Here is a 26126-nt window from a genome sequence, read left to right on the forward strand (position 1 = left end):
AAAGAAGCAAGTCGCTTCTTTTTTTATTCGCTAAAAAGATATGGTAAGACAATATCTAAGTGTTTTTTTAAAATATCTTCAGCAAGTTTTTGTCTTTGTTCGTCACTTAATTCTGGTTGTCATCTATCTTCAATTGGATCTTTATTAACTGTGATTCTAGCCATAAAAATATTAACAAAGAGCTTAGTGATCTTATCAGGCAAGGCCATCATTTTAATATTGTTTTCATCAATATTTTTCTTAATTGTATTGTCAATATATCCTGGCTTTAAGGCATTGGCGAGAGAAAGCTTTTTATAAAGCGCACTATCCAAATTCATTGAACCGCCACTGGCATCTAACATCTCATTAAATTTAATTTCAATTATACGAATAAAGTCATCAATAACGTTATAACGATTATTATCATCATGCACTAAGTCATGCGATAATTCAATAATATTGTTGAGTTTTGGTTTGTAGGCAAGTACTTGTTGTTCTTGAAGTTTTTGACCCTCTAAATCACCTGGCTTACCATTAAATATCGCATCATAAAATCAATCCATCGATTCTATTTCAAGTAAGTTTTTACCGATTTTAGCCAGCGTTGGAAGCGAACGCACACCTTTTCCTGCGCTTCCCATTTTGCCCGTATTAAATGAATATATATTAAGAACTTTGTCAAGAAAATCGTCAAACTTTTTGCTTTGTCCCGAATTAATTAATGAGGCAGTATTTGCAATAAGAACTGCCGGAATCGAAGCGCCCGCAACACCTGCGACTGCACCACCTATTCTAAAAAATAAAGTGTATCCAAGACTTTTGTCTTTTTTCTTGAAAAATAACCTGATAAAAATAAAAACGATTCCAGCAATAGTAAATATAATAAACCAAATTACAAGCGCAACAATTCCAGCAAACATTGACGTATGATTATCGACTATCTGTTGATAATTAGGATCGCTTACAAACTTGTCTTTTAATGCGTTTGCTATTGGCGGCGCTATCGCGATTGATAGCAATAACGATAGCACACCAATACCAAGAAAATATAAAGAATATCAAATTCCTTTTCAAACACCTAAAAGTAAACCAATCAAAAGAACACCAATAAATACACATAAAGGAATATATAATAGCGCGTTATTCTCAGTAAATTTAATATACGAATCAAGCACTGGAGAAATTTGTTCCTTGTTCATTTTTGCCCCTCTTTCTTTTTTATTGTGTTTCCGTAATTGAACGAATAATTGTGTTAAACAATTTTTTAGTAATTTTCTTGAATTTTCGTTGATTTTTGTTGATATTTATGAAAATTTTGTAATGTTTTTTTAAAGCATCAAAAGTAACAACAACAAACATATCGTTCTCAAATTTGATTTTAAATCCATTAGTTATTTTTGTAATATCTTCAACTTCAAATTGAGATGCATCAAGATTGTTTTCTAGCGACTGACGAAACGAATCAGAATCCACATCTACAAAATCAAATGTGCGAAATGCTTCGAAATAGTTGCCGTAGATTTTAAATAGGCTCTTTCATTTTAAAAAGAAATTAATATTTTGATTTTTTAAGTAATTAACATATTGAATATACTTAAATAAAAATGGAATATTATCGTTAGGATATTTGCTCGAAAGCGAAATATTATGTTCTTGTTTTTTGAAGAAATATTCATCTTCATTTTGTTGATTATTTTGATTGTATTTACTAATTATTTTTTCCACAAATTTGTTTGAATAATTATCAAGAATAATGTTTAGATTTTCACTATTACCAAGTCGTTTTTCGCTTTCTAAATAATGGTCTAAAAATGAACCACACAAATTATTCGATTGAATTGTTTTGTATTTTGCATCGTGAAACATTTTAATCTCAGGCAATTCGCCAACCGCTTTGAAATCTAAAATTAAGTCAGTGTTACGAAAAAGTTTGAATCTAATTCAGTTCAAGAAACGAGTGAAAAAAATTCGGTTTGACAACTTAGAAAACTTAATATTTCACTTCATCTTTTGGGCAAAAAGTTTAAAAATGGTGTCATACTGTGTTTTGTTGTTATGAACAAAAACATTTACTAATGGTTCGTCATAAAGAAAACTACCGGCGAAATCTTTAATTAGTTTTTCTGCATAATCTTCAATCACTAAATTCTGATCAATATTAATTGCTTTATTGTAATTCTTGTTTGGTAAATCTACATTTTGAATTCTTGCTTTTTCAATAATTTGTGTTAATTTTTCCTTATCTAATAACTCGCCCTTATTATTGTAAATTAGTAAATATGTTTCAGTATTATCTTCGTAAAAATAAAATGCTAAATCAACACTAACACGTTTAATAACTTCTTTAACAACAACATCACATGTTCTTTGTTTACGTTTTGTAACATAAATCGTGGAATTAAATTCGTCAAGATATGAGCTGAAAACATCATAAATAATATTTGGTTTGTCAAGATTTTGTACCACCAAAACTTTTTTGCGTTCAAGTCCAATTTCTTCATTAAATTCTTGAATAAATTGAGATAAGGTAAACGAATTTAGTTTACTATAACCTTCAAAATTACTTCAAACAATTGCGCCTCGTTCATCAATAAGTGGTGCACTTAAAAACATAACTTGATTGTTTGTTTTTCTAACCAAATTTGCAAGTTTGTTTTTCTTTTGTTTTAATCAAAAATTTTCTCAGTTTGAAAGTAATAATTCTTCGTTATCCATTTATCCCTTTAGACAATTTATCCAAATCGCTGCGCTCACTCAACAATCTTTTGCTATCTATATTATAAATTGATTTTTCACCCAAAATCATTCCTTGTGAAAGCACATTATTAATTTTAGTATTTTCCAAAACGCTACCATCAAAAAGTACAGCACCAGCAAGACCAAATCAATATTTTTTGCCTTCAATTACATCTTCTCTGTTTGTTAAAATGCTATATTTATTATTTTTATACTCAACTTCAAGCCCATATAACTTACTATTTTTTAATTGCTCTTTTTTAGCAATTTTTGCGTAGATATAAAAATCGTTTTCTTTCACAGAAAATTCATTAAAAGCATTTTTAATACTTTTTGGCAGTTCATTTATAAGTTGAAAACGAGCCTTATTAGCACTGTCGTTTGTATCAATAACTGTTACTAAATTACCTTCTTCGACATAACCGATGAAATTATTATCCTTAATAATTTGCAAATTTTCTTTATTTTTGACATTACTAATTTTATAAATAGTGTGGTTTTTAAAATTATTATCAATACTTAGTTTTATTATCATACATAAATTATAATGTAAAATATGTTTATGAAAATTGCAATAGTTATTGATTCATCGGCAAATCTAAATAAACGCGAAGCTGAAGAATTAGGATGAAATTTACTCCCTCTATATATTAATATTGATGGCAAAGATTACGCTGATGGCGTGGATTTTAATGCTCTTGATTTTTTTGATATTTATAACAAAGAATCTGTTGTTAAAACCTCTGCTTCTAACCTAAACGAAGCAACAAAATTACTTACAAAATTAAGTGCCGAATTCGATAAAGTTGTGGTTTATCCAATATCAATGCATCTTTCTTCGCAATATGCAAATTTAAAAGTTTTATCACACGATTTTAATAACGTTTATGTTGTGCCTAGCGAAAACATTTGTGAATATATCACAATCGATATTCTTGAATTTCTTGACAAAAAAATTACAACCAACGAACAATTTGAAGACGAATTTAGTAAATTAGGAAAGTTCAAACAAGATCAAGTTGTATTACTAATTCCTAAAACTACTGATTTTTTACTTAAAGGCGGGCGCCTTAAGCCTGCTGCAAATACGCTTGCAAAAATTTTTCGAATAGTACCGATTATCGAATTCCGTGACGGTAAACTTTTAAAATACGGAAAAGGTCATAAATTTGTTAAAACAGTTTCAAATTTAATTAATGATGCAATTGAATGTTCCAACAAAAATCAACATTTAAAACTAGCATTTTTAGAAGCGCGCTGCTCTGACTTAAAAGCCTTTTTAGATATTTTGAAAACGGAAAAAGCCGAGCTAAAATATTTATATCATATTCCACCCGTTGTGGCAATTCACACAGGCCCAGAATCAATTTCAATAATGAATATGAACGCTCAAGATAAGCATCTTGAATTGCTAGCTAATTTAAGAAAAAAATCGCTTTAGGGCAATTTTTTATATTAAATTTCAATTTTTCGGCGATGAAGATAATCAATAATCGCCATATATAAGCCTTCTTGACTAACATCACAAGTATGATACTTAACAGCATTTTTAACATTGCGAGGCGAGTTGTCCATTGCATAACTATATCCAACATTTTCAAACATTGAAATATCATTTGGACTATCGCCAATTGCCATAACATGTTCGGGATCAATGTTATAAACATTTTCGCACATTCATTTAATTCCACTACCTTTTGAAATGCCTTTCGCAACAATTTCCATATGTGTACCATTCATATACATAATATGTACTTTTTTATCCAAACCTGCTGCTACAAGTGCCTCATAACATTTTTTAATGTTGGCATTTTCTTGTCCTAATGAGTTTATTTCAAAAAGTGAATCGTGACAAATCTCAATTTTAATTAAATCTTCAGGAACAGTTCCTGTTTTTTCAAAGTTTTTTGTTCCGGTGTGATTAAAAATAAATTCATCATAAACTTCTGATGTATTAAATAAGTATTGTTTGTGTTCGCCAAAATAATAAAGGCCGCAATTATTTTTAATTGCGATGTCAACTATTTGTTGACCAATTTTAGGATCCATTCGAAATGTTTTAAGATATTTTTTATTTTTAACATCTCAAATCCCTGCTCCGCAACTAAAAATTGCGTATGAAGTATTTAAATCTTCTGCTAACTTAACGTGTTTTTGATAATTAGCATTACCGGTATTAAGGACGAAATCAACATTAAGATTTTTTAATGATAAAATTTTCTCTTTTGTTTGGGGCGAAATTGATTCGCCGTGGCCATAAATTGTGCCATCGATATCTGCGAAAATTACTGACATGTCTATATTATAATTTATAAATTTTTAAAATATAATATAAGTTATGAAAAAAATAATACCTGTTGTTCACGAAAAATTGTGGGGTAAAGAAATTTGATTACACTCGCCCCTAAAAGGAATGGAAACTACTTTTGAAGATGATACAAAAAACACTTTTGGTCCTTTGATTAAAATAATTTCAGCAAATCAGCCACTTAGTATTCAAGTTCACCCCGATGATGAACTTGCTAAAAAGCTAGAAAACGAACCAAACGGCAAAAATGAGGCTTGACTTTTACTCAAAAAAAGTAAAGCCGCAAAACTTGTTTGAGGTTCAAAAACCATTGATAAAAACATAATTAAAGAGGCCGTTTTGAACAATACGCTTGATGAACACCTTAATATTATCGAACCTGAAATTGGTGGTTTTTACAATGTGCCCGCTGGTTTAATTCATGGAATTGGTTACAATCACGATGATTTTATTGAAGTACTAGAGGTACAGCAACCTAGCGATGTTACCTATCGTTTATATGACTACCACCGCAAACAAAAAGACGGAACCTACCGCGAACTTCATTTGGAAAAATCATTAGCCGCTTTAAAATACACAAGCGTTGATTTTCAAAAACAAACGGGTGACTGAAAAGTTTATAAACTTCAAAATTATTCAATTATTGATACAAAAGCAAAAGATGTCAAAATGGATACTTATTCTTGAGTAATTAAAAAAGACACATATGAAACATTTTTATTTGAACCCGAAGAACCAATTAAATTAAAAAACGTTTGGATAGTAAAGGTACGAACATGCACGGTTATGTAATTCTTTACAACTTGGTTTTGCTTGTGATCGGGTATTTAATTGGCTCATTTAATATTGCACTTTTTATTTCAAAACGAAAACTAAAAGAAGATATCAGAGACAAGGGTTCAGGAAACGCTGGTGCTACAAACGGACTTCGTGTTTATGGAAAAAAAATCGGCCTAACGATCTTGCTTTTTGACTTTTTTAAAAGTTATATCCCAATTTTAATTATTGGATTATTAGCTAGATTTTTGGAACCGGTTGGCGAAAACTGATTTTATAACAACTACATCATTCCCCAAAGTATCGGTCTTGGTGTTGTTATCGGTCACATCTTCCCTATATATCACAATTTTCGCGGTGGCAAAGGTGCAAGTTGTTTTGCTGGCTTAATCACCTCAATTAACATCACATTATTTATTATTGGATTAATCTTATTTATTGCAATGGTCTACATTACAAAAATTGTTTCAATATCAGTTATAAGTGTTACTCTTGTTTTAAGTGGTCTTGCCTTTATCCCTTGAATAGCAACTGGCTCACCGCTTGCCGAATTAAATAAAAGCGTTAAGGAATGCTTTTGATTAATTGGGATTGTATCCTGTCTTTCATATATTTTTGTCTTGATTGCTCATCGACAAAATATTATACGTTTGGTTAAAGGACAAGAGAATTCATTCAAAAAGAAACAACCCGAAAATTAATCGGGTTTTTCTTTACATTTTTTCTATATTTTCAGTAAAAAATACTGAATTTTTATTGATTATCAAAAATTTTTGAAACTCGTTTTTTAGACACAAAAAAATTAATTTTAATGTAAATATAATACATTTTTTAATCTTGCTTTATTCTAACTTTGTTTATAATACTATGTATATGAATAAATCTAAAATTAGAAATTTCTCAATTATTGCTCATATTGATCACGGAAAGTCAACCTTGGCTGACCGAATTTTAGAATTAACCAACACCTTAACTAAACGCGAAATCAAACAACAAACAATGGATACAATGGATTTAGAACGCGAACGTGGAATCACTATTAAATTAAATGCAGCACAAATCAAATATAAAGATTATGTTTTTCATTTAATTGACACTCCAGGACATGTCGATTTTACTTATGAAGTTTCTCGTTCGCTAGCCGCTAGCGAAGGGGCATTATTAATTGTTGATGCTACCCAAGGAATTGAAGCACAAACTCTTGCTAATGTTTATTTAGCAATGGATAACAATTTAGAAATTATTCCAATTATTAACAAAATTGATTTACCAAGCGCAGACCCTGAACGAGTAAAAAAAGAAATAGAAGATATCATTGGTATTCCAACCGATAACGCTGTTGAAATTTCCGCCAAGACCGGACTCAACTGCGAAAAGGTGCTTGATGCAATTATAGAATATATTCCTTCTCCTAAAGAAGCTGATGATACCAAACCATTAAAAGCATTAATCTTCGATTCTTACTTTGATCCTTATCGTGGTGTGGTTCTACTTGTTAGAATTTTTGATGGCGTTCTAAAACAAGATCAAAAAATTAAATTTATGTCAAACAATGCTGAATATTATGTTTCAGAATTGGGGATTAAAAATCCAACAGAAATTAAAAAAAATATGTTAGTAGCAGGCGAGGTTGGTTGAGTTGCCGCAAACATCCGTGATGCGAAAGAAGTTTCTGTCGGTGATACAATTACCAGCATCGAAAACCCTACAACAACTGCGTTGCCAGGATATAAAAAAATGAAACCTGTTGTCTATAGCGGTTTCTATCCCATCGATACCCTTGATTATGACGATTTAAAAGAGAGTCTTGAAAAAATTTCATTATCAGACTCTTCGCTTACCTGAGAACAGGAATCGACAAAAGCGCTAGGTTTTGGTTTCCGCGTTGGTTTCCTTGGGTTGCTTCACATGGAAATTTTACAAGAACGTCTTGATCGTGAATATAACATTGGGGTTATTGCTACTGCACCAAGTGTTGAATATACAATTTATATGAATAACGGAACTATTCAAAAAATTTCCAATCCCGCCTTATTACCAGATAAAACATTAATTAAAGAAATTACAGAACCATATATTCGAGCAAGTATTTTGTTACCAGAAAAATACATTGGTCCGATAATGGATCTTTGTCAAACAAAACGGGGAATTTATGTGGACATCGAATTTTTAGAGGGTGATCGCCGTAAATTAATTTATGAACTACCGCTTGCAGAAATTATTTTTGACTTTTTCGACAAAATGAAATCTATTTCTAAAGGATACGCAAGTTTTGAATATGAACTAATTGAAGAAAGAATTAGCGATTTAGTAAAAGTTGATATATTACTAAATGGCGACAAGATTGATGCCTTTTCTATAATTTGTCACAAAGATCATACATATCCACAAGCAAGAGAATTGGTTGAAAAATTAAAAGAAGTAATCCCGCGTCAATCGTTTGAAATTCCTGTACAGGCTGCAATTGGTGGCAAAATTATTGCTCGCGAAACAATTAAAGCATACCGTAAGGATGTTACTGCCAAGTTGTATGGTGGCGATGTTACTAGACGTCAAAAACTACTAAAAAAACAAAAAGCAGGAAAGAAACGAATGAAGCAATTTGGAAGTGTAGAAGTTCCTCAAGAAGCATTTATTACAATACTAAAAACTAATGTAGTTAAAAAGAAATAAAAAAACAAAATCAACAAAAACTCAACGTTTTTCGTTGATTTTTTTAAATTTTCGCTTTCAAGATTATTGATTATTTTCAGTATAACTCTAGAGTTTTAATTAGGTTTTTTATTTAATAAAAACTTAAATAGTTAAATATAATAATTAAGTATGTATGTAATTTATGGCGAAGAAAAATATCTTATAGAACAAAAAATTCAGGACATCATTAACCAATATTTAAAGAAATTCGATGAACTAGATATCGATATCTCAAAACTTGGCGAAAACACTACTGAAGAAGATTTTTTATTCGAAATTCAAAACGACTCACTAATTTTTTCACAACGTATTATTGTTTGCGATAACCTTGCATTTCTACTTAAAAATTCTAAAAATAAAAATATAACAACACAAATTATTGATGCGCTTAATCGTCGTAAAAATATGGATTTCATTTTCAAATTTAATACTGATAAACTTGATGAAACAAATCCTATCATTCAATATTTATTAAAAAACTCAAATGTAACAGTAATCAAAAAACTAAATGAACGCCAGTTGGGTTTTTGAATTGAAAAATATGTAACATCAAAAAATGCAACTATTAGCGAAAAAAACATTGACACAATTATTGAATGTTTGCCACACGAACTACTAGTTATTTCAAAAGAATTAGATAAACTTATTAGTCGTAATCCAAAAATAGAAATTAACCCCGAGCTTGATTTCCCAGTTTATATTAGTAACAAGCCGTTTGCAATCCAAGACCACTTACAAAGCAAAAACCTTGCCGGACTTTTAGAAGAATGTCGTAAAAATCTCGAAATTGATGGAGATACCTCACGACTAATCAAAGTGTTCTCTAACTTTTTTACTTTAGCAAGCCAATATTATTGTTTTTTAAAAGCAGGTTTTAGTGATGCGGCAATTCAACAAATAACACAAATTAACCCTCATCGTCTTACTTTTGCAAAACGCACCATTAGTACATACGGTATTAGCCGAATTAATAACATTATTATCGAACTTGGTAAAATTGAAATAAATTCAAGAACAACAAGCATCAACAGAGAAAGGTGGTTTGACTATTTCATCACAAAACTTATTGATATAGTTAGCAAATAATGAAAAGATATTATAAAATTCAACCATCTTTATTTTTCGATAGTAATAATTCCGGTTTTGGTGATTACAATGGCGTTATCCAAAAAATTAATGTTATTAGTAAGCTTGATTTAACTTACGTAATTTTGCCAAACCCACTATCAATCTACAAATCAAGTTTCATTGAAGAGATCGTCTCTAACGAAAACAAATATGGAACATTTGAAGATTTTAAAAACTTGATTGAGAATTTAAATAAAAACAAATTAAAATCTTTGATTGAAATTGATTTATCAAAAATAAATGAAATTATTGTTTGATACAACAATTTACAAGACCGCTTTCAAATTAACAAAAACGATGTAGTTGCTAAAGAATATGCCGACATCGATAAAACTGAAAGCTTCTATATTTCTGAAAATACTTATGTTTTACCTTTCGCCAAACAAGTAAACGAACAAGGACAAAAATTTTTAGAGATACTACACTACTTTCTAGATCTTGGTGTATACGGATTTGTATTTAAAGATTTTTCAGAGGAAAAAATTAATAACAACCATAATTGAATTGAATTTCTAAAATCAGTGTACGGAGATTTAAAAACCCTTAATGAGCTTACAAGCATTATTTTTGAGGTTCCATTAAATAAATTAAGACAACTAAAATATCTTCGTGGAGCAATTTTTGATGATATTTTAATAACTCAAATTAATAACTTAACAAAGCATAATTTTGTTAGAAAAATCAAAAAAGTTATTAAAGCTGATTGCATCATAAACCTAACCCACCTTAACCATAACCGAGTTCTTAGAACACTCTTTAGTAACTATTATTTAAATACCGAGATTTCTAAATTATTACTTGGATTAGTGCTATTAATTAAAGAAAAACAATTTATCTATTTCGGTGATGAAATAGGTCTTAATTTATTTAGCGAGGCGGAGCCAGAATTTTCCGTAGATATGTTCCTTAAGAATTTCTTTAAGCCAAAAAATCAGAAACTAGTATTTACTTGAAACAGCAATGAAAATTCTGGTTTTAGCGATGCTAGAGATATCGTCGGCATCTACGATCAAAGCTATAAAAATAATAACCACAAAGTTCAAAGAAATGAACCTAATTCCACTCTTCATTTTTACAAAAAACTAATAACTTTTTCAAATAACGAAACATATCAAAAACTACTTAAGAATGCGCGTATTAAGGTAACTGGTTTCTTCAATTTACTAAAGATAAAAATTATTGGTCTTGATTACTCAATTATAATTTTTGCTAATCTTGATATTAGAAAAAAATATGTCAAAAAATTTGACACTCAAAATATGATTTTTAGTAATTACAATATTGATATTAAGACTATTAAAAACAAAAATTTTATCAATCCTTACGAAATCGTCGCTTATATCGATAACCCCTATTTTAAAGATGAACTAATTTGATAAAAATCAACAAAAACTCTATGTTCTTTGTTGATTTTTTTATTATTTTGATTTGTATTTATTTTGACAATATTTAACTAAATCGAAGGCCATTAGCATTGCCATAACATCATTATGACAATACTCTTTTAATTTCTCAGCAACTTCTTTTCAAACATTATCTTTATGATCGCCCAAATATCTTTTAATACCTGCTTCTTGAGCATACATACCATTTTTTATATCCAAGTTTTCGTATTTTTTTATCTTGTGTTCTAACTTAATTTCTGGATTATTAGAAACAAACTTTTCAACCTTTTTAATTGAATAATAAAATCTTAAATATGGAATATATAAAAGCGGAACATTTCTGTCTGTTATTTCTGTTGCTCCTGTTGTTTTAGGATTAGTGATTCGAAAATCAAAAATGTCAGCTAAGTCATAAGTTTTTTCTTTAATACTTTGAACCATATTTTTCAAGTCGACAATTGTTAAATTATATTTATCACTTACCTTTTTAGCGAATTCCGGATCGTCCATCGCTTGTTCTATCATCACGATCATTTCATCATTTCTTGTGTTTTCGAATCCTTTGTTGTACACAACATATTGATCTGCGTTTTCTTCATACAATTGATAAAAATTATCTACAAAGTCCATGACATTTATTGTTTTTGGATCATAAACAATATCTTTAGATTCATATATTTTGTTATTCTTAGATTTAATAATAGATACTTGGAATACTATTTGTTGGTAAGGTCTTGAATTTTCTACTATTGCATATGGTAATGAAATTGATTCGTAGTCATATCACACGACTTTTTTATTATCTAGTTTTTCAATTTCTTGTTGTAATTTTTCACGATCAGGAATAATAAATTGTTCTTTTACATTTAAGTACTTTTTAGCCATTAATGCTAATGACAAGTCTCCTTTAGTTAACTCATCGAGTAATTTTTTTCTAGGAATAAAGTTACCTTGAATACCAGCATATTCTGGAAAAATTTCTGCATAAAGGTCATTGAAATGTGGATTATCTCCTCATGAACTTTTATTCTCGATATAGAATAAAATCGGTTTCTCTAAATAATCGTTTTTATCAAACTTATGATTCATAAAACCTTTAATGTAAGTTAAAATTCCATTGAACGGGTTTAGTACACACTTTTGACTTTCTTTAACTTCTAAAGAATTACTTGTACCTCTTTTTGGTATTCCAATTTCATATAACGTCAGCGTGTCAAACATATTAATTAATTTAGATTTTTCAAAATCTTCTAAGTACTTCAAATTACATGCATTTACAAAGCCAAATTTCTTAGTAATTAATGTTCTTTTCATATTATTTGGTCTTGCTTTCAAACATACCGCATGTTCCGTGAATTTAAAATAAAACTTGCGTAACTCATATTTTTCTTCTTCACTACGACAAATAAACTTAACACACGCTAACGATTTATTAAATGGTTTGAAATAGCCATTAACAACACCATAAGCAAAATACGCTTTCAAGATATCTTTTGCGACTGGCATAATACTAAATGTTTCAACATACAATGTCATTGATTTTAAATCTAAGGCATAAAACGTCGAAACAGCATCATTATATTCTAACGCTCCATTAACAATAATGTCACTTTTATTAGCTTTAATTTCTTCGATAGTTTCTTTTACTTTATCTTCAGCACTTTTTGAAGAATTTCAATGTAATTTCTTGTTTTTTGTTGAATTTTCGAAAAAAATGTCTCTTGCTTTTTTATAGTCTTCGAAAATGGAAATTGGTCCATTTAAATATGATTTTTCTTCTCCCTCATCGTCATCAAAATTCGAAATAATTAAAATATTTTCTTCTAAGTCATCATCACTTGATTCTTCATCATCAAATCACAACCCTTTAGACCTTGTCATTGAATTGTAAAATAATCGAAAATCTATTTTTTTATTATCCTTCATAATCTTGATCACACTCCCCTTCTTTTTTTCATTTATTAATTAATGCTTGTCATTGTTCCTCGTTTTCACACTCTAAATATTCTAAAAGTTCTGCATCTTTTGTTCGGTTAAATTCTGGAGAAACACCATTATGAATATATTTTTTGTATCATTCTTTTGCATATTCCATATCGTCCTTTGCTTCGGATTCATTTACTACAAACATAAAATTTTTAAGTATCCGGTTATGCACAGGAATTTCCTCTGGTTCGGCATAATCGCTTTCTTTAAGGAAAGATGTAACAATTCAAAACTTTTTAATCCCTAAAATATACGCATAAAGTTGCGCTTGTTTAATGTAATTTTTCGGAACGTTTCGCTTTCATTCTGCAAATTTTTTCTCGCCAGCAGTTTTAATTTCTAACAAAACTTGCGACTTATTGGGCAAAGTAATAAATCCATCAGGTACCCCATTAATTAACGTGTCGTGACCACTAAAATAATCATAATTGTAATCTTTGGCGTTTGTACCCGAAACAATTACTTTTTCGTTTTCTTTTCTATTTTTATTAAGAAATTCATCAAGCAATTTAATCACTTTTGGCTCGACAGCTATCCCGGCATTTATGTATTTCATCACTAGTGGTTTTGGTGCTAAATATGCATAGCCACAAAAGGCATTAAAATCCGAACTAAACGCTGTTGCTTTCAAAATGTTACCTATTGTTGATCCTCCGATCTTTTTGTAACCATATTTTATTGCCGTTCCTGGATAAACACATTGTTTATTTAATAATTTTTCGTGCAAATCTCTGTTAATTACTACAACCCGCTTGTCATAATCAATTATGTAATCTTTGTTTTTATAATAATATCTTTTCATATAATAGAATTATATATAATACACATAATATTAATATAAATTCATTGTTAGTATACTAACAATATATAAGGCGGAGGAATATATGGGTCTTAAAGCAGGAATTGTAGGCTTGCCTAATGTGGGAAAAAGCTGTTTGTTTAATGCGCTTACGAAAAAAATGGTCGAATCGAGTAATTATGCATTTACTACAATCGACCCTAATATCAGCACAGTTACACTTGAAGATAAACGCCTTGATAAATTGGCTGAGATTGTTAAACCAGACAAAATTGTTTATGCAACCTTTGATTTTGTTGATATTGCCGGTCTCGTTAAAGGCGCTAGCAAAGGTGAAGGTTTAGGAAATAAATTTCTAAGCAACATTAAAGAGGTTAATGCTATAGTACATGTTGTAAGATGTTTTGAAAACAAAGATATTTTGCATGTTAATAATAAAATTGACCCGGTTTATGATGTTCAAACTATTAATGAAGAATTAATTCTTGCTGACATAAGCGCACTTGAAAGTATGATTGCTAAGATTAATAAAAAAGCGAAAAGCGGCGACAAAGAGGCGCAAGAAGAATACAATTTGTTCTTAAAAATTAAAAGTTTATTAGAATCGGGAAATTTAATTTACGATGATAAAGAACTTATGGCAAATGAAGACTTGTTTAAAAAATATCAATTTTTAACTGCAAAACCAATGATTTATGTTGCCAACATAGATGCAAAATCGCTTGATAATATAGAGGCGAACCCTTTTGTTGCAAGCCTAAAAAAATATTTAGGAAGTAAACCACTATTACCAATCTGCATCCTTACCGAAAACGAAATTTCTCAGGTTAATGATGATGAAAAAGTTGAATTTATGGAAATGTATAATTTACAAGACACAAGTCTTAATAAATTAACTAGAATAACTTTTGATATCCTCGGCTTAAAAACTTATTTTACTGCCGGTAAAATGGAAGTGAGAGCATGGGTATATAAAGATGGAATGTTGGCTCCAGAATGTGCAGGAATCATTCACTCTGATTTTCAAAATAAATTTATAAAAGCAGGGGTTATTTCATATGAAGATTATGTAAAATTTGAAGGTGAATTGGGAGCAAAAAACGCCGGAAAATTAAGACTCGAAGGTAAAAATTACATAATGAATGACGGCGATATCTGCCACTTTAGATTTGGAAAATAATATGCATAAATTTACATTAAAATTACCTTTAAATGAAAATCAAAAATTCGTTGATTTTCTACAAAAATCAATAAAAAATGTTGATTATTTGTTTTTAATAGGTGAATTAGGAACTGGAAAAACAACGCTTGTAAAACTAATTGGAAAATTGCTTGGCGAAACAAAAACAGTTAATTCGCCTTCGTTCAATTACATTAAAATTTATGATAAGTTCGTGCACATTGATGCTTACAATTTGAAAAATGGTATTGACGATTTTGAGGATTTCTTTGACGATAAATTAATTATCGTTGAATGAGCTAATTTGATCGACTATAAAAAATATAATAAACAATTAACAATTGAAATAAAATACACAAAAAACGAAGACGAACGAGAATACTTATTCTATTAAAAAAGGAGGTGCGCTATGATGTTGTTCGCAGACACCGCAGGTAAAGATTTATACATTGGCATTTTTAAAAATAACAAGTTGCATGCAAGAATTTATGTTTGTGATTTAGTTAAAAAAATTGAACCAATGATTTTTAAATTTAGACAACTATTAAAAGAAAAAAATATTAAATTAGAACAAATTGATTCATTCTATATTAATATTGGTCCCGGCTCTTTTACAGGTAGCCGTAGCGCACTAATTCTTTTCAAAACAATTGCAAGTGTTTTAAAAAAGGATATTTACATTGGTAATACATTTGACATCTTAAAAGTTCTAAAAACTGATAATGACATTTTTTTAGAAGCAAGCAAAACCCAACTATTTGTATGAAACCGCGATACAAATAAAGTCTCTCTTGTTGATAAAGCTTCCAATTTAATAACTTCTACTATTGATTATGAATTGCTTGAAAAAAATATTAAACTAATTACAAGTAATTTTAAATTGATAAATTCCGAAGAAATTATTGAACCACTTTACGCCAAAAATCCTCAAATAGGAGGTGTCTAAAATGCGAATCCTAGGTATAGAAACGAGTCATGACGACACATCGGTTGCTTTATGAGAAGACAATAAAATTGTTAAAATGATTACTTTATCACAAATTGATATTTTCAAAGAATTCGGAGGTACAATTCCAGAATTAGCATCTCGCGAACACACAAAGAACATTCAAATAATTTTTAACCTTTTAAATAAAAATAAAATGTTAGACTCTCTTGATTACATAGCCTACACAAATGAACCAGGCCTTATTGGTTCATTACAAGTTGGCAGACTTTTTGCAGAAGGTCTAAACATTGCTCTTGATGTTCCGCTTGTTCCAATTAATCATATGTTAGGACATTTTTATTCAGTAAATATTGATGAAAGAAAAATTAAATACCCCGCTCTAGCATTGGTTGTTTCTGGTGGTCATAGTGAAATTATTTTAGCTAAAAAACCATTAGATTATATTATTGTTGGCGAAACACAAGATGATGCAATCGGGGAAGCGTTTGATAAAGTATCCACTAAATGCAATCTAGGTTTTCCGGGTGGTCCAATTATAAATAAAATCTACAACAAAAATAAATGTCAAAAACTAATTAAATTCACAAAACCTAAAACTTTAAATGATTTAGATTTTTCATTCAGCGGTATCAAAACACAAGTAGTAAATTACTATAATAAAAATGCTAAAAATGACATTGATGTCGAAAACATTGTTACCTCATTTATGGACACTGCAATTAATTATGTGATTGAAAAAATGGAATTGGCAATAAATAAATTTAACCCAAAATCAATTATTCTTTGTGGTGGTGTAAGTTCTAATACATTATTACGTGAAAAGTTTTTAAAGCTACACAAAAACGCTTTAATTCCCGCACCAGAATACTGTCAAGATAACGGCGCAATGATTGCCCAATGTTGCTATGAAAAACTGCTTATAAGTAAGTAGTTTTTTTTAAACAATTTCTATGCTACTTTCAATAATTAATCAATGTTTTATGTTGAAAATAATAATTTTGTGTTTTTTAATTATGAATTACTGTTCCAGCAATTTTAATATAGAACAATAATTTATTTAATCGCATATTATATTATAGTTTTGTACTATTTATTTGAAGGGGAGATTATGAAAAGAATATATTTTGCAAATGCTTTATTTTCTCAAGCAGAAGTTATGTTTAATAAAACATTAATTGAAAAAATTCGAGAACTAAAAAAATACACAGTGTATGCACCACAAGAAAATATGAGTATTAATGATAAAACTAAATCAGCCGATTCTGTTGATATTTATCGCGCTGATAAAAATGAATTAGACCGCTCAGACATTCTTGTTGCTGTGCTTGATGGATTGGTAATTGATCCTGGCGTTGCTGCGGAAATCGGAATTTTTGCACAGTCAAAAAAACCAATTTTAGGCTTAATTACCGATTCTAGAAAAACCGGACATATGCAAGGAAATGATCCAAAATTAGAAATTATAAAAACTAAAGTTGCCGAGTCCCAATTCATGTATTTTAATTTATTTGTTATTGGCGCAATCAAAGAAAATGGTGATGTATTCGATAATGTGGATGATTTGATTTCTAAACTAAAAAACATGTAATTTAACGTGTTTTTTTATTTTTATTTTTTAACAATATAATCTTTATATGATGAAAAACAAAAATATTAAACTTCTTATAGGAACAGCTTTTAGCGTCATACCGCTAAGCGCATTATCATGTACCACGCCTTTTCACCAAGTTGATAAAGAGATAAACGTTACAAGTAAACGTTATGAATTTTATAATACAACACAAGAATACGAAATTGATACAGCAAATGTGAAGTTATACGAGATTAATGATGGTAAAACAAAATATGTTGATGTTGAGGAGATGATTAACAATTTAGATGGTTTTTTTAGAACTCATTCTATACATACTCATAAAAGTTGATTTAAAAACGAACTATATATTTGAGCTAATGGTTCGAAATTAATTTTAAATTGAAAAGAAAACACTATATGAGTTAGCAACCAAGATGTTTTTGGATGCGTTCACGAATCGCAGGTATCAGATTTTGGCTCTAACATTAGATATCTAAAAACAGAAATCGAAAAGGGCGAACAAAGCGTTCTTTTCAATTTAGATAAATACAATTTGGATATCGTTCACGTTAAGGATAAAATACTAATTCCGTTAGCTTTATTTAGTACGCTGTTCTGTAGCACAAATTACTATAATTTATACTTCGCTGGCGATAAAGTAATTGGTGCTTATTTCCTTCTCGACGAAAATATTCCTAACATCAAAGAGGTATCACAAAACCCATTAAATTTAACAAAACCAACAGAAACAGAACGTCGTGATACACTTAACCATTTATGATTTACGCTTGATTATTTCTATGGATTAAAAAATAACAAGTCAATCAATGATTTTAAAACATTTATGGGCCCAGGACTTTCTGAGCGAATTCTTTCTACTAATCCTGCCGAATTTACAAAAGCGTATATGGATTTAATTTACAACAAATTAAACGAATTACATACCTCGCCTACACTACTCTCGTTTTACCATGACCCTAACGACAAACTAAGTAAATACGGTACTGAAGGCAGTCGTTTTATCCAATATAAAAACATAAAACAAAAACTAAAAGGTTTAAGAAATAAGAAATTCCCAAACGGCGTTCCTCCGATTCGTTTTTATAACGACATGGCAGTTATCAGCTTCGACAGTTTTAAAATAGGCAAGGTAAATCGCCACACAATCAAAGAAGATACTTTTAAATTATTTGAAACCGCAATGCAAAAATGCGAAGAAAACAAAACCATTAAAAAAGTCGTTATTGATCTTTCGCTAAATGGTGGCGGTAGCGTTGCTGCTATGAATAAAACATTTGGTTTTTTAACAAACCAAAATGTTAAACAAAGTTGGAAAGATTCAATTACAGATAGTGTTATGACAACAACAATGAAAATCGATTCCGATAATGATGGCGATTATAAAGATCAAGATGCATACACACAATATGAATGATACGTTTTAACTAGCGATAATACCTTTAGTGCTGCCAATTTGTTTTCTTTCTTAGCTAAATATACAAAAGTAGCTAAGTTGGTTGGTAAAAAAACCGGTGGCGGTATGTGTGCTGTAATGCCTGTTGTTTTGGTTGATGGAACTTCGTTCCAAATTAGTTCAAATAACTGTATTGTTATTCATGATGGAGATAAATATATCGAAACAGAAAATGGTGTTGAACCCGACATCAATCTTGAATACGATTTCTTCTATAATGATGCTGAACTTTATAAAGCAATTAACAAATAAAAAAAACACCGCAAGCGATGTTTTTTTGTTTGTTATTTTAGGCTTCAACAGAAGCTTCTTTAGTTTCTTCAGCTGGTTGTGGTTTGTTTTTCTTAATGAAGTAGCTAATAATACCATCAAGAAGAACACCAAAGTAAATAAGAAGAGGAACTGCAAATCCAACTCATTTACCTGCGGTACCTTTAATTTTTCCAAATACACCAGGAATAGCACCAATGATATAATCGGTGTCACCTCAGTTAAGGGTGTTAAGGGTACTTTTAGCTTTCTGAACTGCATCAGCAATTTCTTTTGGATCTGATAAACCTGATTTTGCGTGTTCTTCAATTAGTTTAGCGAATTCTTCGTTTGAAACTGGAACTCATCCACCTCAGATAAAGATTGCATGAACAAAGGTGATGATAATACCACCAACAAATGGACCAACAATAGCTCCAACTCATCCACCACGTACGTTACCAAATACACCTGATGTTGCTCCTAAGAAGAAGTGAGGAACAAGACCTGGAAGGATAACAACTGATAATAAGTTTGCTTTGTTAAGACCAATTGTAATTCCCATACCAATAACGGCAGCAACGAATGACGATAAGAAACCAATTAGTACAGCAACTGGAGCGTATGGGAATACAACTGGACAGTCAACTGCAGCTTTTGAGTTTTTAATTAGTTTTTCACTAATACCTTTGAACATAGGCACTAATTCACCAACGAATAATCTAACCCCTGAAAGTAGGATTTCTACCCCAGCGGTAAATGTAAACGCTTGTACGAATAGTGTAATAACTCAGTTGCCTTTACTTAAAACATTGTAAGCATCTTTGTAATTGCTTTCGGTAATTCTACCCATTTCGTATTGAATACCACCTGGGATAAATGCTACAGCGTAGAAAATAAAGATTGAAATTGTTAACGAAATAATTGTATTTCTTAAGAAGTAAAGTCCTTTAGGGAATCTAATTTCTTCAGTTGAAACAATTTTTCCTTTTGAAAGTTTACCAATACCTTCACCAATTAGACCGCTAAGTGCGTAACCAAAACCACCTGTGTGGCCTAGACCGATTTCGTCGGTACCAGTAATCATTCTCATATATCTTTGTTGAGTAGCAGGTGCGATAACCATATATGCAGCTATTAATGCACTTCCTGAGATAAGAGCGGCAGCAAAGTCACCACCATTGCTATCAAATTTAAAGCCCATTGCGTAAAATACCATGGCAATCATTAATGATGTATAGTATAGAACGTGGCCTGATAGATATACGTATCTTAATCTTGAGAATGCGGCAAGGATCATATTAAGAATCATACCGATAATCATAATTAAGCTACCTAGTGTAACGATTTTAGGAAGTGGGCCTGTAAGTGCACCAGCAAGAGCATCGTTGTTAGGAATAACACCAGTTAGTCCAAATGTTGCTTGGAAAACAGGTTGGAAGCTGCTGATTGAACCAACAACAACACCTGCACCACCACCTAGAATCAAGAAACCAATAATTACTTTAAATACAGATAAAGTAACTTGTGAGGCTTTTTTACGTTGGATTAATGCACCAATTAAAGTAAAAATACCAACTAAGAATGCAGGAACACCAATAAAAGCCTTAAGGAATTCTAAGAATCACATACTTTTCCTTTCATTTTTTATCTATTTCTAAAATCTAAAACAAGCTTTCGCAATGAGTATTGTGACAATAGACGAATCACAAATGTTTTAAATTCTTTATCAATTGCTTTAGTTTAATTTGAAGTATTTTCTAAGTTTTTCTTCAAGTTCAACTTTAGACAAGATATTAGTTAAAATAATTTTATGTTCTTCAGGGAAATCAATTGCTTCAGCAATATCAGCTCCTACAACAATAAGGTCTACCCCATGTGCTGAAAAACTTGAGATATTTGTGTGTTCACAACTATCGTAGTCAACTCCTAACTTGTCTAAAACACTTTTAACATTCATTTCTACAAGTAATGAAGAGCCTAAACCAGATCCACATACCGTCTTAATATTCATTATTCACCTCCTTTATAATTATCCAATAATTTAACAAATGATTGAAGTGATTCACAAGCTAAAGCTTGTTTTTTAAAATTCTCGTCAGTAAAATATTCACCAAATTCTTGAATAATACTAATATGACTAGTACTATCAATCGCTGATAAAGTAATAATAATCTTAGCTTCTTTATCATCTTGATTGTTAAATTTAACATAGCGATCAAGGATCAATGTACTTGTTCCCGGTTTAAGAGCATAAGGTCCAGGTTTAGCATGAACAAGTGCAAGCCCTTTTTCTAAAACATAATAAGCGCCATATTGTTCTGTTGATTCGAAGACAGCGTCCGCTAGTTCTTTAGTTGCATACTTATTTTTAACAAGTAAGTCAACACCAGCACAAACAACATCTTTTCAGTCGCTTAAATCGTTTCTGTATTCCATCATTTTTTTGTCAAATAGTTTCATATAACCTCCTAAATAATTCCATTCATCTTGAAACCTATTAATAAAAATGTAATAAAAGAGAAAAGAATGGCAGCAATAATTGCTATAAATAGAATCCAGCCGGCCTTCGTTGAAGTTTTAGGTTCGTATTCTTTAGGAATTGGCATTCCTTTAATTAAGAAAAAATTGTTTGGATTCATTTTCTTTTTTATTTGTTCTTTTTCATATTTATTACGCAACTCTTCGAGTTCGTCATCGTTATATGTTTGTAATTTTTCGAAATCTTCGCCATAAACATTGACTAAGAGTTGGATAACATGATCGCGATCAAATTTTGCATTACTCATTTCTCCCCCATTCCTTAAATCACACTGCGAATTCAAAAATATTTTTCGAATACCAATTAAAAGTATCATTTAAAATTCCTAAATGTTTTAATGACAACACTTTTTTGATTTTTTTATTAAAATTTTCATCACTTGTTTCTAAAAATTTCAGTGTAATTTCAATGTTTTTGTTGATATTTTTCAAATTTATGAAAAATTTAATTATTATCGCAATCAACCTAAACCCTATGACGGCAAGCCCTATTTCTCATCACGACATTGCTAAGAAAACTAATTCAATAATTCAAATAACTAAGTTGAAATAACTAAATATTTTATTAAATCAATAAGTAAAATTTTTTTGTTTTAACTTATCGCTAATAAATGCAAATGTCGTAAAAATTGCGTTAGTTGAATTATAAAGATTGTTATTTACGAATACATCTTTCTTAAATTTAATAATTGACTTTTTAAGATTGTAAGGTACCAAAAATGTAAAGTTAGTTTGCCGAAATAAAGAATTAATTTTATATTTTCGTGTTATTTCGTTTGCTTCATATAACACCGGATTCTCGCGCGGCAACGGCATTTGTCTTTGTTCATGAGTAATGTTGAATAACACAATATAGTTATAAAAACAACTAAAGCAAATGATGGATACAATAATGGCAAAACTAATGTAAAAGTCGTAGTTTGTAAAATCGAACATTATTTACCCACCTTTAACTTAATCATATTTTTACTTAAGATTTTGTCTTTTATTTTTTCAATTTCAAAAGATGAAATTTTTTCTGTCTCTATTTTTTCAATAAAGGGGACAAGCTCGTATGTAGAAACAATGTGATAATCATTAAGTGTTGCTTGCTCTGAATTGTTAAGTGTTAAGAAAATTTTAGTGAGTTGCGATTGTTTGAGTTCAAACTTACTTTCAAGTAATTTAACAATATCTTCATATCACTCAATTTTCACATCTTCGATTTCTAATTGTTTTTTACTATTTATTAGCTTAAGTGTACCTTCTTCCAACACAATTGTTTCGTTTTTCGTGTTGCGAATAAGATTAGAAACAAGAAATGCTTGATTGTTGTGAAAAATTAAAATTGGTATTAATGAATAATTTAATTTTGCAAATTTGTTTTTAAGTAAGACGTTATAAATTAAATGCGAGTCTTTTTTAAGAATAATGGTTTTAACAAACTTGTTCAAATCATTATTGATTGAGCCGATTTGTTTTTTGTTATTGCCTTTTTTGTCTAGGGATGGTTTGTAGTGAATTACAATTCTTCAAATAACTACCCCTAAAACAATTAATACTAATATTCCACTCAATACTCACAAGGCAATATTAAGAATTGTAGGCTGGGTAAACATTATTCAACTTCCTTTCAAAATTCTTTAAAAGTTTTGAATTTTGTTGGAAAATTATGCAAAATTGATCCACCAACAGCAATGTCTACACCCGCTTTTAAAAACTCAAAAACATTTTCCTGACGAAGACCACCGTCAGAAATAATTTCTATGTTTTTCTTAATCTTTCTGATCTGTGGAACTTTTTCAAGAAGTGTTGGATTAAGTTTTTGACCAACACCACCAATAATATCAATTGTCATTAAAACGACATAATCGCATTTTTTTATTAATTCACTTAATTCTTGTACATCGTCTTTAGCCTCTATCATAATTCCGAATTTAGTATTAGGGAATAACTTCTTATTTTCTAAAAGATACTTGAGGTTAAATTCTTTGGCTGGCAAAGAAATTTTATTTATGCCAGCACCAACAAGAGTGGAAATAAGGGGATGTGAATATACACACATGCAATGCGCTTCAAAGGTTGCTTTGGTATAACGCTTACGCAATCAAAGTACATCATCAAGTTTTAAACCAAAACTTTTTACGTAATGAAAATCTATAAAATCAAGATGAAAATTATCAAATCCATTTTGATATAAGTAGTCGATATCACTGAGCGATTCGAAAGAATTTAAGGCGCATATACTTTGTGAATATTGCATCCACACCTCCATATGTGTTATTTAACATTAAAATGATATATTTTAAATAACGGATTTTTCAAAATTCAAACATAATGATTAACTATTAGCCGATATTTTTCCATAAAATGTATAATTGAGATGTAATTAAACTATCAATCAGAAAGGGATAAATGAACTTAGATAAAAAAGTAATAGCATCGATGCAAGGAATTGCGCTTGATGCCATTAACAAAGCAGGCCAAGGTCACATTGGAATGGCAATTGGTGCTGCACCGATCACATATACATTATTTTCAAAACTACTTCACATTAACAAGAACGATCCAAAATGAATCAACAGAGATCGTTTTGTATTAAGTGCTGGTCACGGTTCAATGTCGATGTATTCAATTATGCATTTCCTTGGACTTTTAAGTGTTGAAGATATTAAAAACCACAAAAAACTTTACTCAAAAACACCAAGTCACCCAGAAATCGACTCACAAGATTTTGTTGATGCATCAACCGGACCACTTGGACAAGGAATCGCGATGGGTGTGGGAATGGCACTTAGCCAAAAATACCTACAAAATCGTGTTAACAAACCAGGACTAAACGTAATTGACCACAACATTTATGTATTGCATGGTGATGGTTGCGTTCAAGAAGGTGTTGCTCTTGAAGCAATTCAATTAGCAGGTACACTTAACCTTGACAAATTAATCTTGATTCACGATTTTAACGACGTACAAATCGATTCAAGAGCAAACGAAGTTAACAACATCGACCTTGTTTCTTACTTCCAAGCACAAAACTTTGCAACATTCGTTGTTACCGAACCTACTCCAGAAAACATTGAGGCTGCATTAGAAAAAGCTAAAAATGCTAACAAACCTTCATATGTTCAAATTCACACTGTGATTGCTGCTAACACACCAGTTGAAAACACATCAGCAGGCCACAATGGAATTCTCGACCCTGAAAAAACACTTGCTTTCAAAGCAAAACTTGGTCTAGATAACAAAGAACCATTTGAATATGACGAAGATGTTTATGTTCATGCACAAAAACATTGAGAAGAAAAAGAAAAAACATACAGTGAATGACAAAAAACATTTGAAGAATTCAAAAAATCACACCCAGAAGACTTTGAATTCCTTAATACATTAAAAGAAAAAACATATAAATTTGATTTCTCAAAAGTTACATTTAGTGAAACAAATGTTGCAACAAGAAACTACTTCTCACCAATTATGAAAGAATTAGAAAACAATCCTTACATCATTGGTGGTAGTGCAGACCTTGCTGCCGCAACCAAAATTAAATTTGCCAAGACAATTAGTGAAGGTGGCAAATACATTAAATACGGAATTAGAGAACACGCTATGACCGCAATTAATAATGGTATTTTCCTTCACTCAAACTTAAAAACTATCGATTCTACTTTCTTAGCATTTGCCGACTATGCTAAGGGAGCGCTCAGACTTGGTGCTTTAATGGAAATTCCTAGTGTTCATGTTTACACTCACGACTCATATCAAGTTGGGGGAGATGGGCCAACACACCAACCATTCGATCAAATCCCTATGCTTAGAGCAATGGCAAATGTAAAAGTTATTCGTCCTTGTGATGAAACAGAAATGAAATTTGGATTTGATAAAGCACTTAACCAAAATAAAGAAAAATATGCAATTATTGCTTGTCGTCAAGGAATTAAATCGTTTAATTTACTTAAAGAATTCAAGAGTGCATATGTAGTTAAATCGACACCAAAATTCGACATTTCACTTCTTGCATCAGGTTCAGAAGTTGGATTAGCAACCGAAGTTGCTGATGCGCTTGCAAAAGAAAACATCAAAGCACAAGTTGTTTCAGTACCATTACTTCAAGAACTTGTTGATAATGACAAACTTGCAAAAGAATTAAAACTTGACAAAAAACCTATGTTCGCAATCGAAGCTACAAACGATAGTATGTGATTTAGATTGTCAAAATATAACAAAATAGATGCTCACCTCGCAAGTACATACGGCTACTCAGAAGATGGTGGAAAAGTTTATGCATTAAAAGGTTTTAGTGTTGAAAACTTAGTTAAAAAAGTTAAAAGCTTTTTAATAAAAAAATTATTAAAGAAATAAAAATAGATAAATAATAAAAAGCAG

At 30.3% G+C, this 26126-nt stretch carries 26 protein-coding genes; 13 read left to right on the forward strand and 13 right to left on the reverse strand.

The window, feature by feature from the left end:
* Positions 1–23 precede the first annotated feature (23 nt).
* The 3 genes from NPA09_RS03355 to NPA09_RS03365 are packed head-to-tail and all read right to left on the reverse strand — an operon-like array spanning position 24 to position 3253.
* On the reverse strand, positions 24–1181 hold the full coding sequence (locus tag NPA09_RS03355) for a CvpA family protein (protein ID WP_129722833.1): 1158 nt from the start codon (positions 1179–1181) through the stop codon (positions 24–26).
* Between the two features lie 19 nt (positions 1182–1200).
* Positions 1201–2697, reverse strand: coding sequence for a hypothetical protein (locus NPA09_RS03360; protein ID WP_129722830.1), 1497 nt, complete (start codon positions 2695–2697; stop codon positions 1201–1203).
* Positions 2690–3253 (reverse strand): hypothetical protein, encoded by a 564-nt coding sequence (locus tag NPA09_RS03365; RefSeq protein WP_129722827.1) that lies wholly within the window; start codon positions 3251–3253, stop codon positions 2690–2692. Before NPA09_RS03365 ends, NPA09_RS03360 begins: the two co-directional genes overlap by 8 nt.
* A 27-nt stretch (positions 3254–3280) precedes the next feature.
* Between NPA09_RS03365 and NPA09_RS03370 the strand changes: the two genes are divergently transcribed.
* Entirely contained in the window at positions 3281–4159 is an 879-nt protein-coding gene (locus NPA09_RS03370; protein ID WP_256541825.1) for a DegV family protein, read from the forward strand.
* A gap of 14 nt (positions 4160–4173) precedes the next feature.
* On the opposite strand, the gene NPA09_RS03375 is transcribed toward NPA09_RS03370, so the two are convergent.
* Positions 4174–5013: a Cof-type HAD-IIB family hydrolase gene (locus NPA09_RS03375; protein ID WP_129722821.1), complete on the reverse strand. Its 840-nt coding sequence runs from the start codon at positions 5011–5013 to the stop codon at positions 4174–4176.
* Positions 5014–5056: 43 nt separating this feature from the next.
* Here NPA09_RS03375 and NPA09_RS03380 point away from each other — a divergent pair, with 43 nt between their 5' ends.
* The 5 genes from NPA09_RS03380 to NPA09_RS03400 all read left to right on the forward strand — a co-directional run bounded on the left by NPA09_RS03380 (position 5057) and on the right by NPA09_RS03400 (position 11004).
* Complete coding sequence (locus NPA09_RS03380) at positions 5057–5818, forward strand: type I phosphomannose isomerase catalytic subunit (protein WP_129722818.1); 762 nt, start codon at positions 5057–5059, stop codon at positions 5816–5818.
* Complete coding sequence (plsY, locus tag NPA09_RS03385; RefSeq protein WP_129722815.1) at positions 5803–6504, forward strand: glycerol-3-phosphate 1-O-acyltransferase PlsY; 702 nt, start codon at positions 5803–5805, stop codon at positions 6502–6504. The genes NPA09_RS03380 and plsY overlap by 16 nt, the downstream gene beginning before the upstream one ends.
* A gap of 172 nt (positions 6505–6676) precedes the next feature.
* The gene (gene lepA / locus NPA09_RS03390) at positions 6677–8476 is read left to right on the forward strand and encodes a translation elongation factor 4 (protein WP_129722813.1); all 1800 of its coding nucleotides are present in this window, start codon (positions 6677–6679) and stop codon (positions 8474–8476) included.
* A 150-nt stretch (positions 8477–8626) separates the two neighbouring features.
* On the forward strand, positions 8627–9583 hold the full coding sequence (gene holA / locus NPA09_RS03395; RefSeq protein ID WP_129722810.1) for a DNA polymerase III subunit delta: 957 nt from the start codon (positions 8627–8629) through the stop codon (positions 9581–9583).
* On the forward strand, positions 9583–11004 hold the full coding sequence (locus tag NPA09_RS03400; RefSeq protein WP_129722807.1) for an alpha-amylase family glycosyl hydrolase: 1422 nt from the start codon (positions 9583–9585) through the stop codon (positions 11002–11004). Before holA ends, NPA09_RS03400 begins: the two co-directional genes overlap by 1 nt.
* A gap of 39 nt (positions 11005–11043) precedes the next feature.
* Here the strand turns inward: NPA09_RS03400 and NPA09_RS03405 are convergent, their stop codons facing one another.
* Positions 11044–12936: a UU173 family protein gene (locus NPA09_RS03405; protein WP_129722804.1), complete on the reverse strand. Its 1893-nt coding sequence runs from the start codon at positions 12934–12936 to the stop codon at positions 11044–11046.
* On the reverse strand, positions 12926–13798 hold the full coding sequence (locus NPA09_RS03410) for an MAGa7180 family putative nuclease (protein ID WP_129722801.1): 873 nt from the start codon (positions 13796–13798) through the stop codon (positions 12926–12928). The genes NPA09_RS03405 and NPA09_RS03410 overlap by 11 nt, the downstream gene beginning before the upstream one ends.
* 82 nt (positions 13799–13880) lie before the next feature.
* On the opposite strand from NPA09_RS03410, the gene ychF reads away from it, so the two are divergent.
* The 6 genes from ychF to NPA09_RS03440 all read left to right on the forward strand — a co-directional run bounded on the left by ychF (position 13881) and on the right by NPA09_RS03440 (position 19223).
* Positions 13881–14975, forward strand: a complete 1095-nt coding sequence (ychF, locus tag NPA09_RS03415; protein ID WP_129722798.1) for a redox-regulated ATPase YchF — start codon at positions 13881–13883, stop codon at positions 14973–14975.
* A gap of 1 nt (position 14976) precedes the next feature.
* Positions 14977–15369, forward strand: a complete 393-nt coding sequence (gene tsaE / locus NPA09_RS03420) for a tRNA (adenosine(37)-N6)-threonylcarbamoyltransferase complex ATPase subunit type 1 TsaE (RefSeq protein ID WP_165036268.1) — start codon at positions 14977–14979, stop codon at positions 15367–15369.
* Positions 15370–15384: 15 nt separating this feature from the next.
* A complete protein-coding gene (locus NPA09_RS03425; RefSeq protein WP_256541826.1) occupies positions 15385–15921 on the forward strand; it encodes a hypothetical protein in 537 nt (178 codons plus the stop codon).
* Position 15922: 1 nt separating this feature from the next.
* On the forward strand, positions 15923–16855 hold the full coding sequence (tsaD, locus tag NPA09_RS03430) for a tRNA (adenosine(37)-N6)-threonylcarbamoyltransferase complex transferase subunit TsaD (protein ID WP_129722789.1): 933 nt from the start codon (positions 15923–15925) through the stop codon (positions 16853–16855).
* A gap of 177 nt (positions 16856–17032) precedes the next feature.
* Positions 17033–17512: a nucleoside 2-deoxyribosyltransferase gene (locus NPA09_RS03435; RefSeq protein WP_129722786.1), complete on the forward strand. Its 480-nt coding sequence runs from the start codon at positions 17033–17035 to the stop codon at positions 17510–17512.
* 46 nt (positions 17513–17558) lie between these two features.
* Entirely contained in the window at positions 17559–19223 is a 1665-nt protein-coding gene (locus NPA09_RS03440; protein WP_129722782.1) for a S41 family peptidase, read from the forward strand.
* Between the two features lie 37 nt (positions 19224–19260).
* Here the strand turns inward: NPA09_RS03440 and NPA09_RS03445 are convergent, their stop codons facing one another.
* From NPA09_RS03445 to NPA09_RS03475, 7 genes are all read right to left on the reverse strand, one after another.
* Positions 19261–20850, reverse strand: coding sequence for a PTS sugar transporter subunit IIC (locus NPA09_RS03445; protein WP_256541827.1), 1590 nt, complete (start codon positions 20848–20850; stop codon positions 19261–19263).
* 108 nt (positions 20851–20958) lie between these two features.
* Complete coding sequence (locus tag NPA09_RS03450) at positions 20959–21234, reverse strand: PTS sugar transporter subunit IIB (protein WP_129722777.1); 276 nt, start codon at positions 21232–21234, stop codon at positions 20959–20961.
* A complete protein-coding gene (locus NPA09_RS03455; RefSeq protein ID WP_129722774.1) occupies positions 21234–21683 on the reverse strand; it encodes a PTS sugar transporter subunit IIA in 450 nt (149 codons plus the stop codon). The genes NPA09_RS03450 and NPA09_RS03455 overlap by 1 nt, the downstream gene beginning before the upstream one ends.
* Positions 21684–21691: 8 nt before the next feature.
* A complete protein-coding gene (locus NPA09_RS03460) occupies positions 21692–22009 on the reverse strand; it encodes a hypothetical protein (protein ID WP_129722771.1) in 318 nt (105 codons plus the stop codon).
* A complete protein-coding gene (locus NPA09_RS03465) occupies positions 22002–22697 on the reverse strand; it encodes a hypothetical protein (RefSeq protein ID WP_129722768.1) in 696 nt (231 codons plus the stop codon). The genes NPA09_RS03460 and NPA09_RS03465 overlap by 8 nt, the downstream gene beginning before the upstream one ends.
* Complete coding sequence (locus NPA09_RS03470) at positions 22697–23359, reverse strand: hypothetical protein (protein ID WP_129722765.1); 663 nt, start codon at positions 23357–23359, stop codon at positions 22697–22699. Before NPA09_RS03470 ends, NPA09_RS03465 begins: the two co-directional genes overlap by 1 nt.
* Complete coding sequence (locus NPA09_RS03475; protein WP_165036258.1) at positions 23359–24003, reverse strand: beta/alpha barrel domain-containing protein; 645 nt, start codon at positions 24001–24003, stop codon at positions 23359–23361. Before NPA09_RS03475 ends, NPA09_RS03470 begins: the two co-directional genes overlap by 1 nt.
* A 152-nt stretch (positions 24004–24155) precedes the next feature.
* On the opposite strand from NPA09_RS03475, the gene NPA09_RS03480 reads away from it, so the two are divergent.
* Positions 24156–26102, forward strand: coding sequence for a transketolase-like TK C-terminal-containing protein (locus tag NPA09_RS03480; protein ID WP_129722760.1), 1947 nt, complete (start codon positions 24156–24158; stop codon positions 26100–26102).
* Positions 26103–26126: the final 24 nt, after the last annotated feature.

Origin of the sequence: Mycoplasmopsis equigenitalium, from assembly GCF_024498255.1 — a bacterium.
GTDB classification, from domain to species: domain Bacteria; phylum Bacillota_I; class Bacilli_A; order Mycoplasmatales; family Metamycoplasmataceae; genus Mycoplasma_H; species Mycoplasma_H equigenitalium.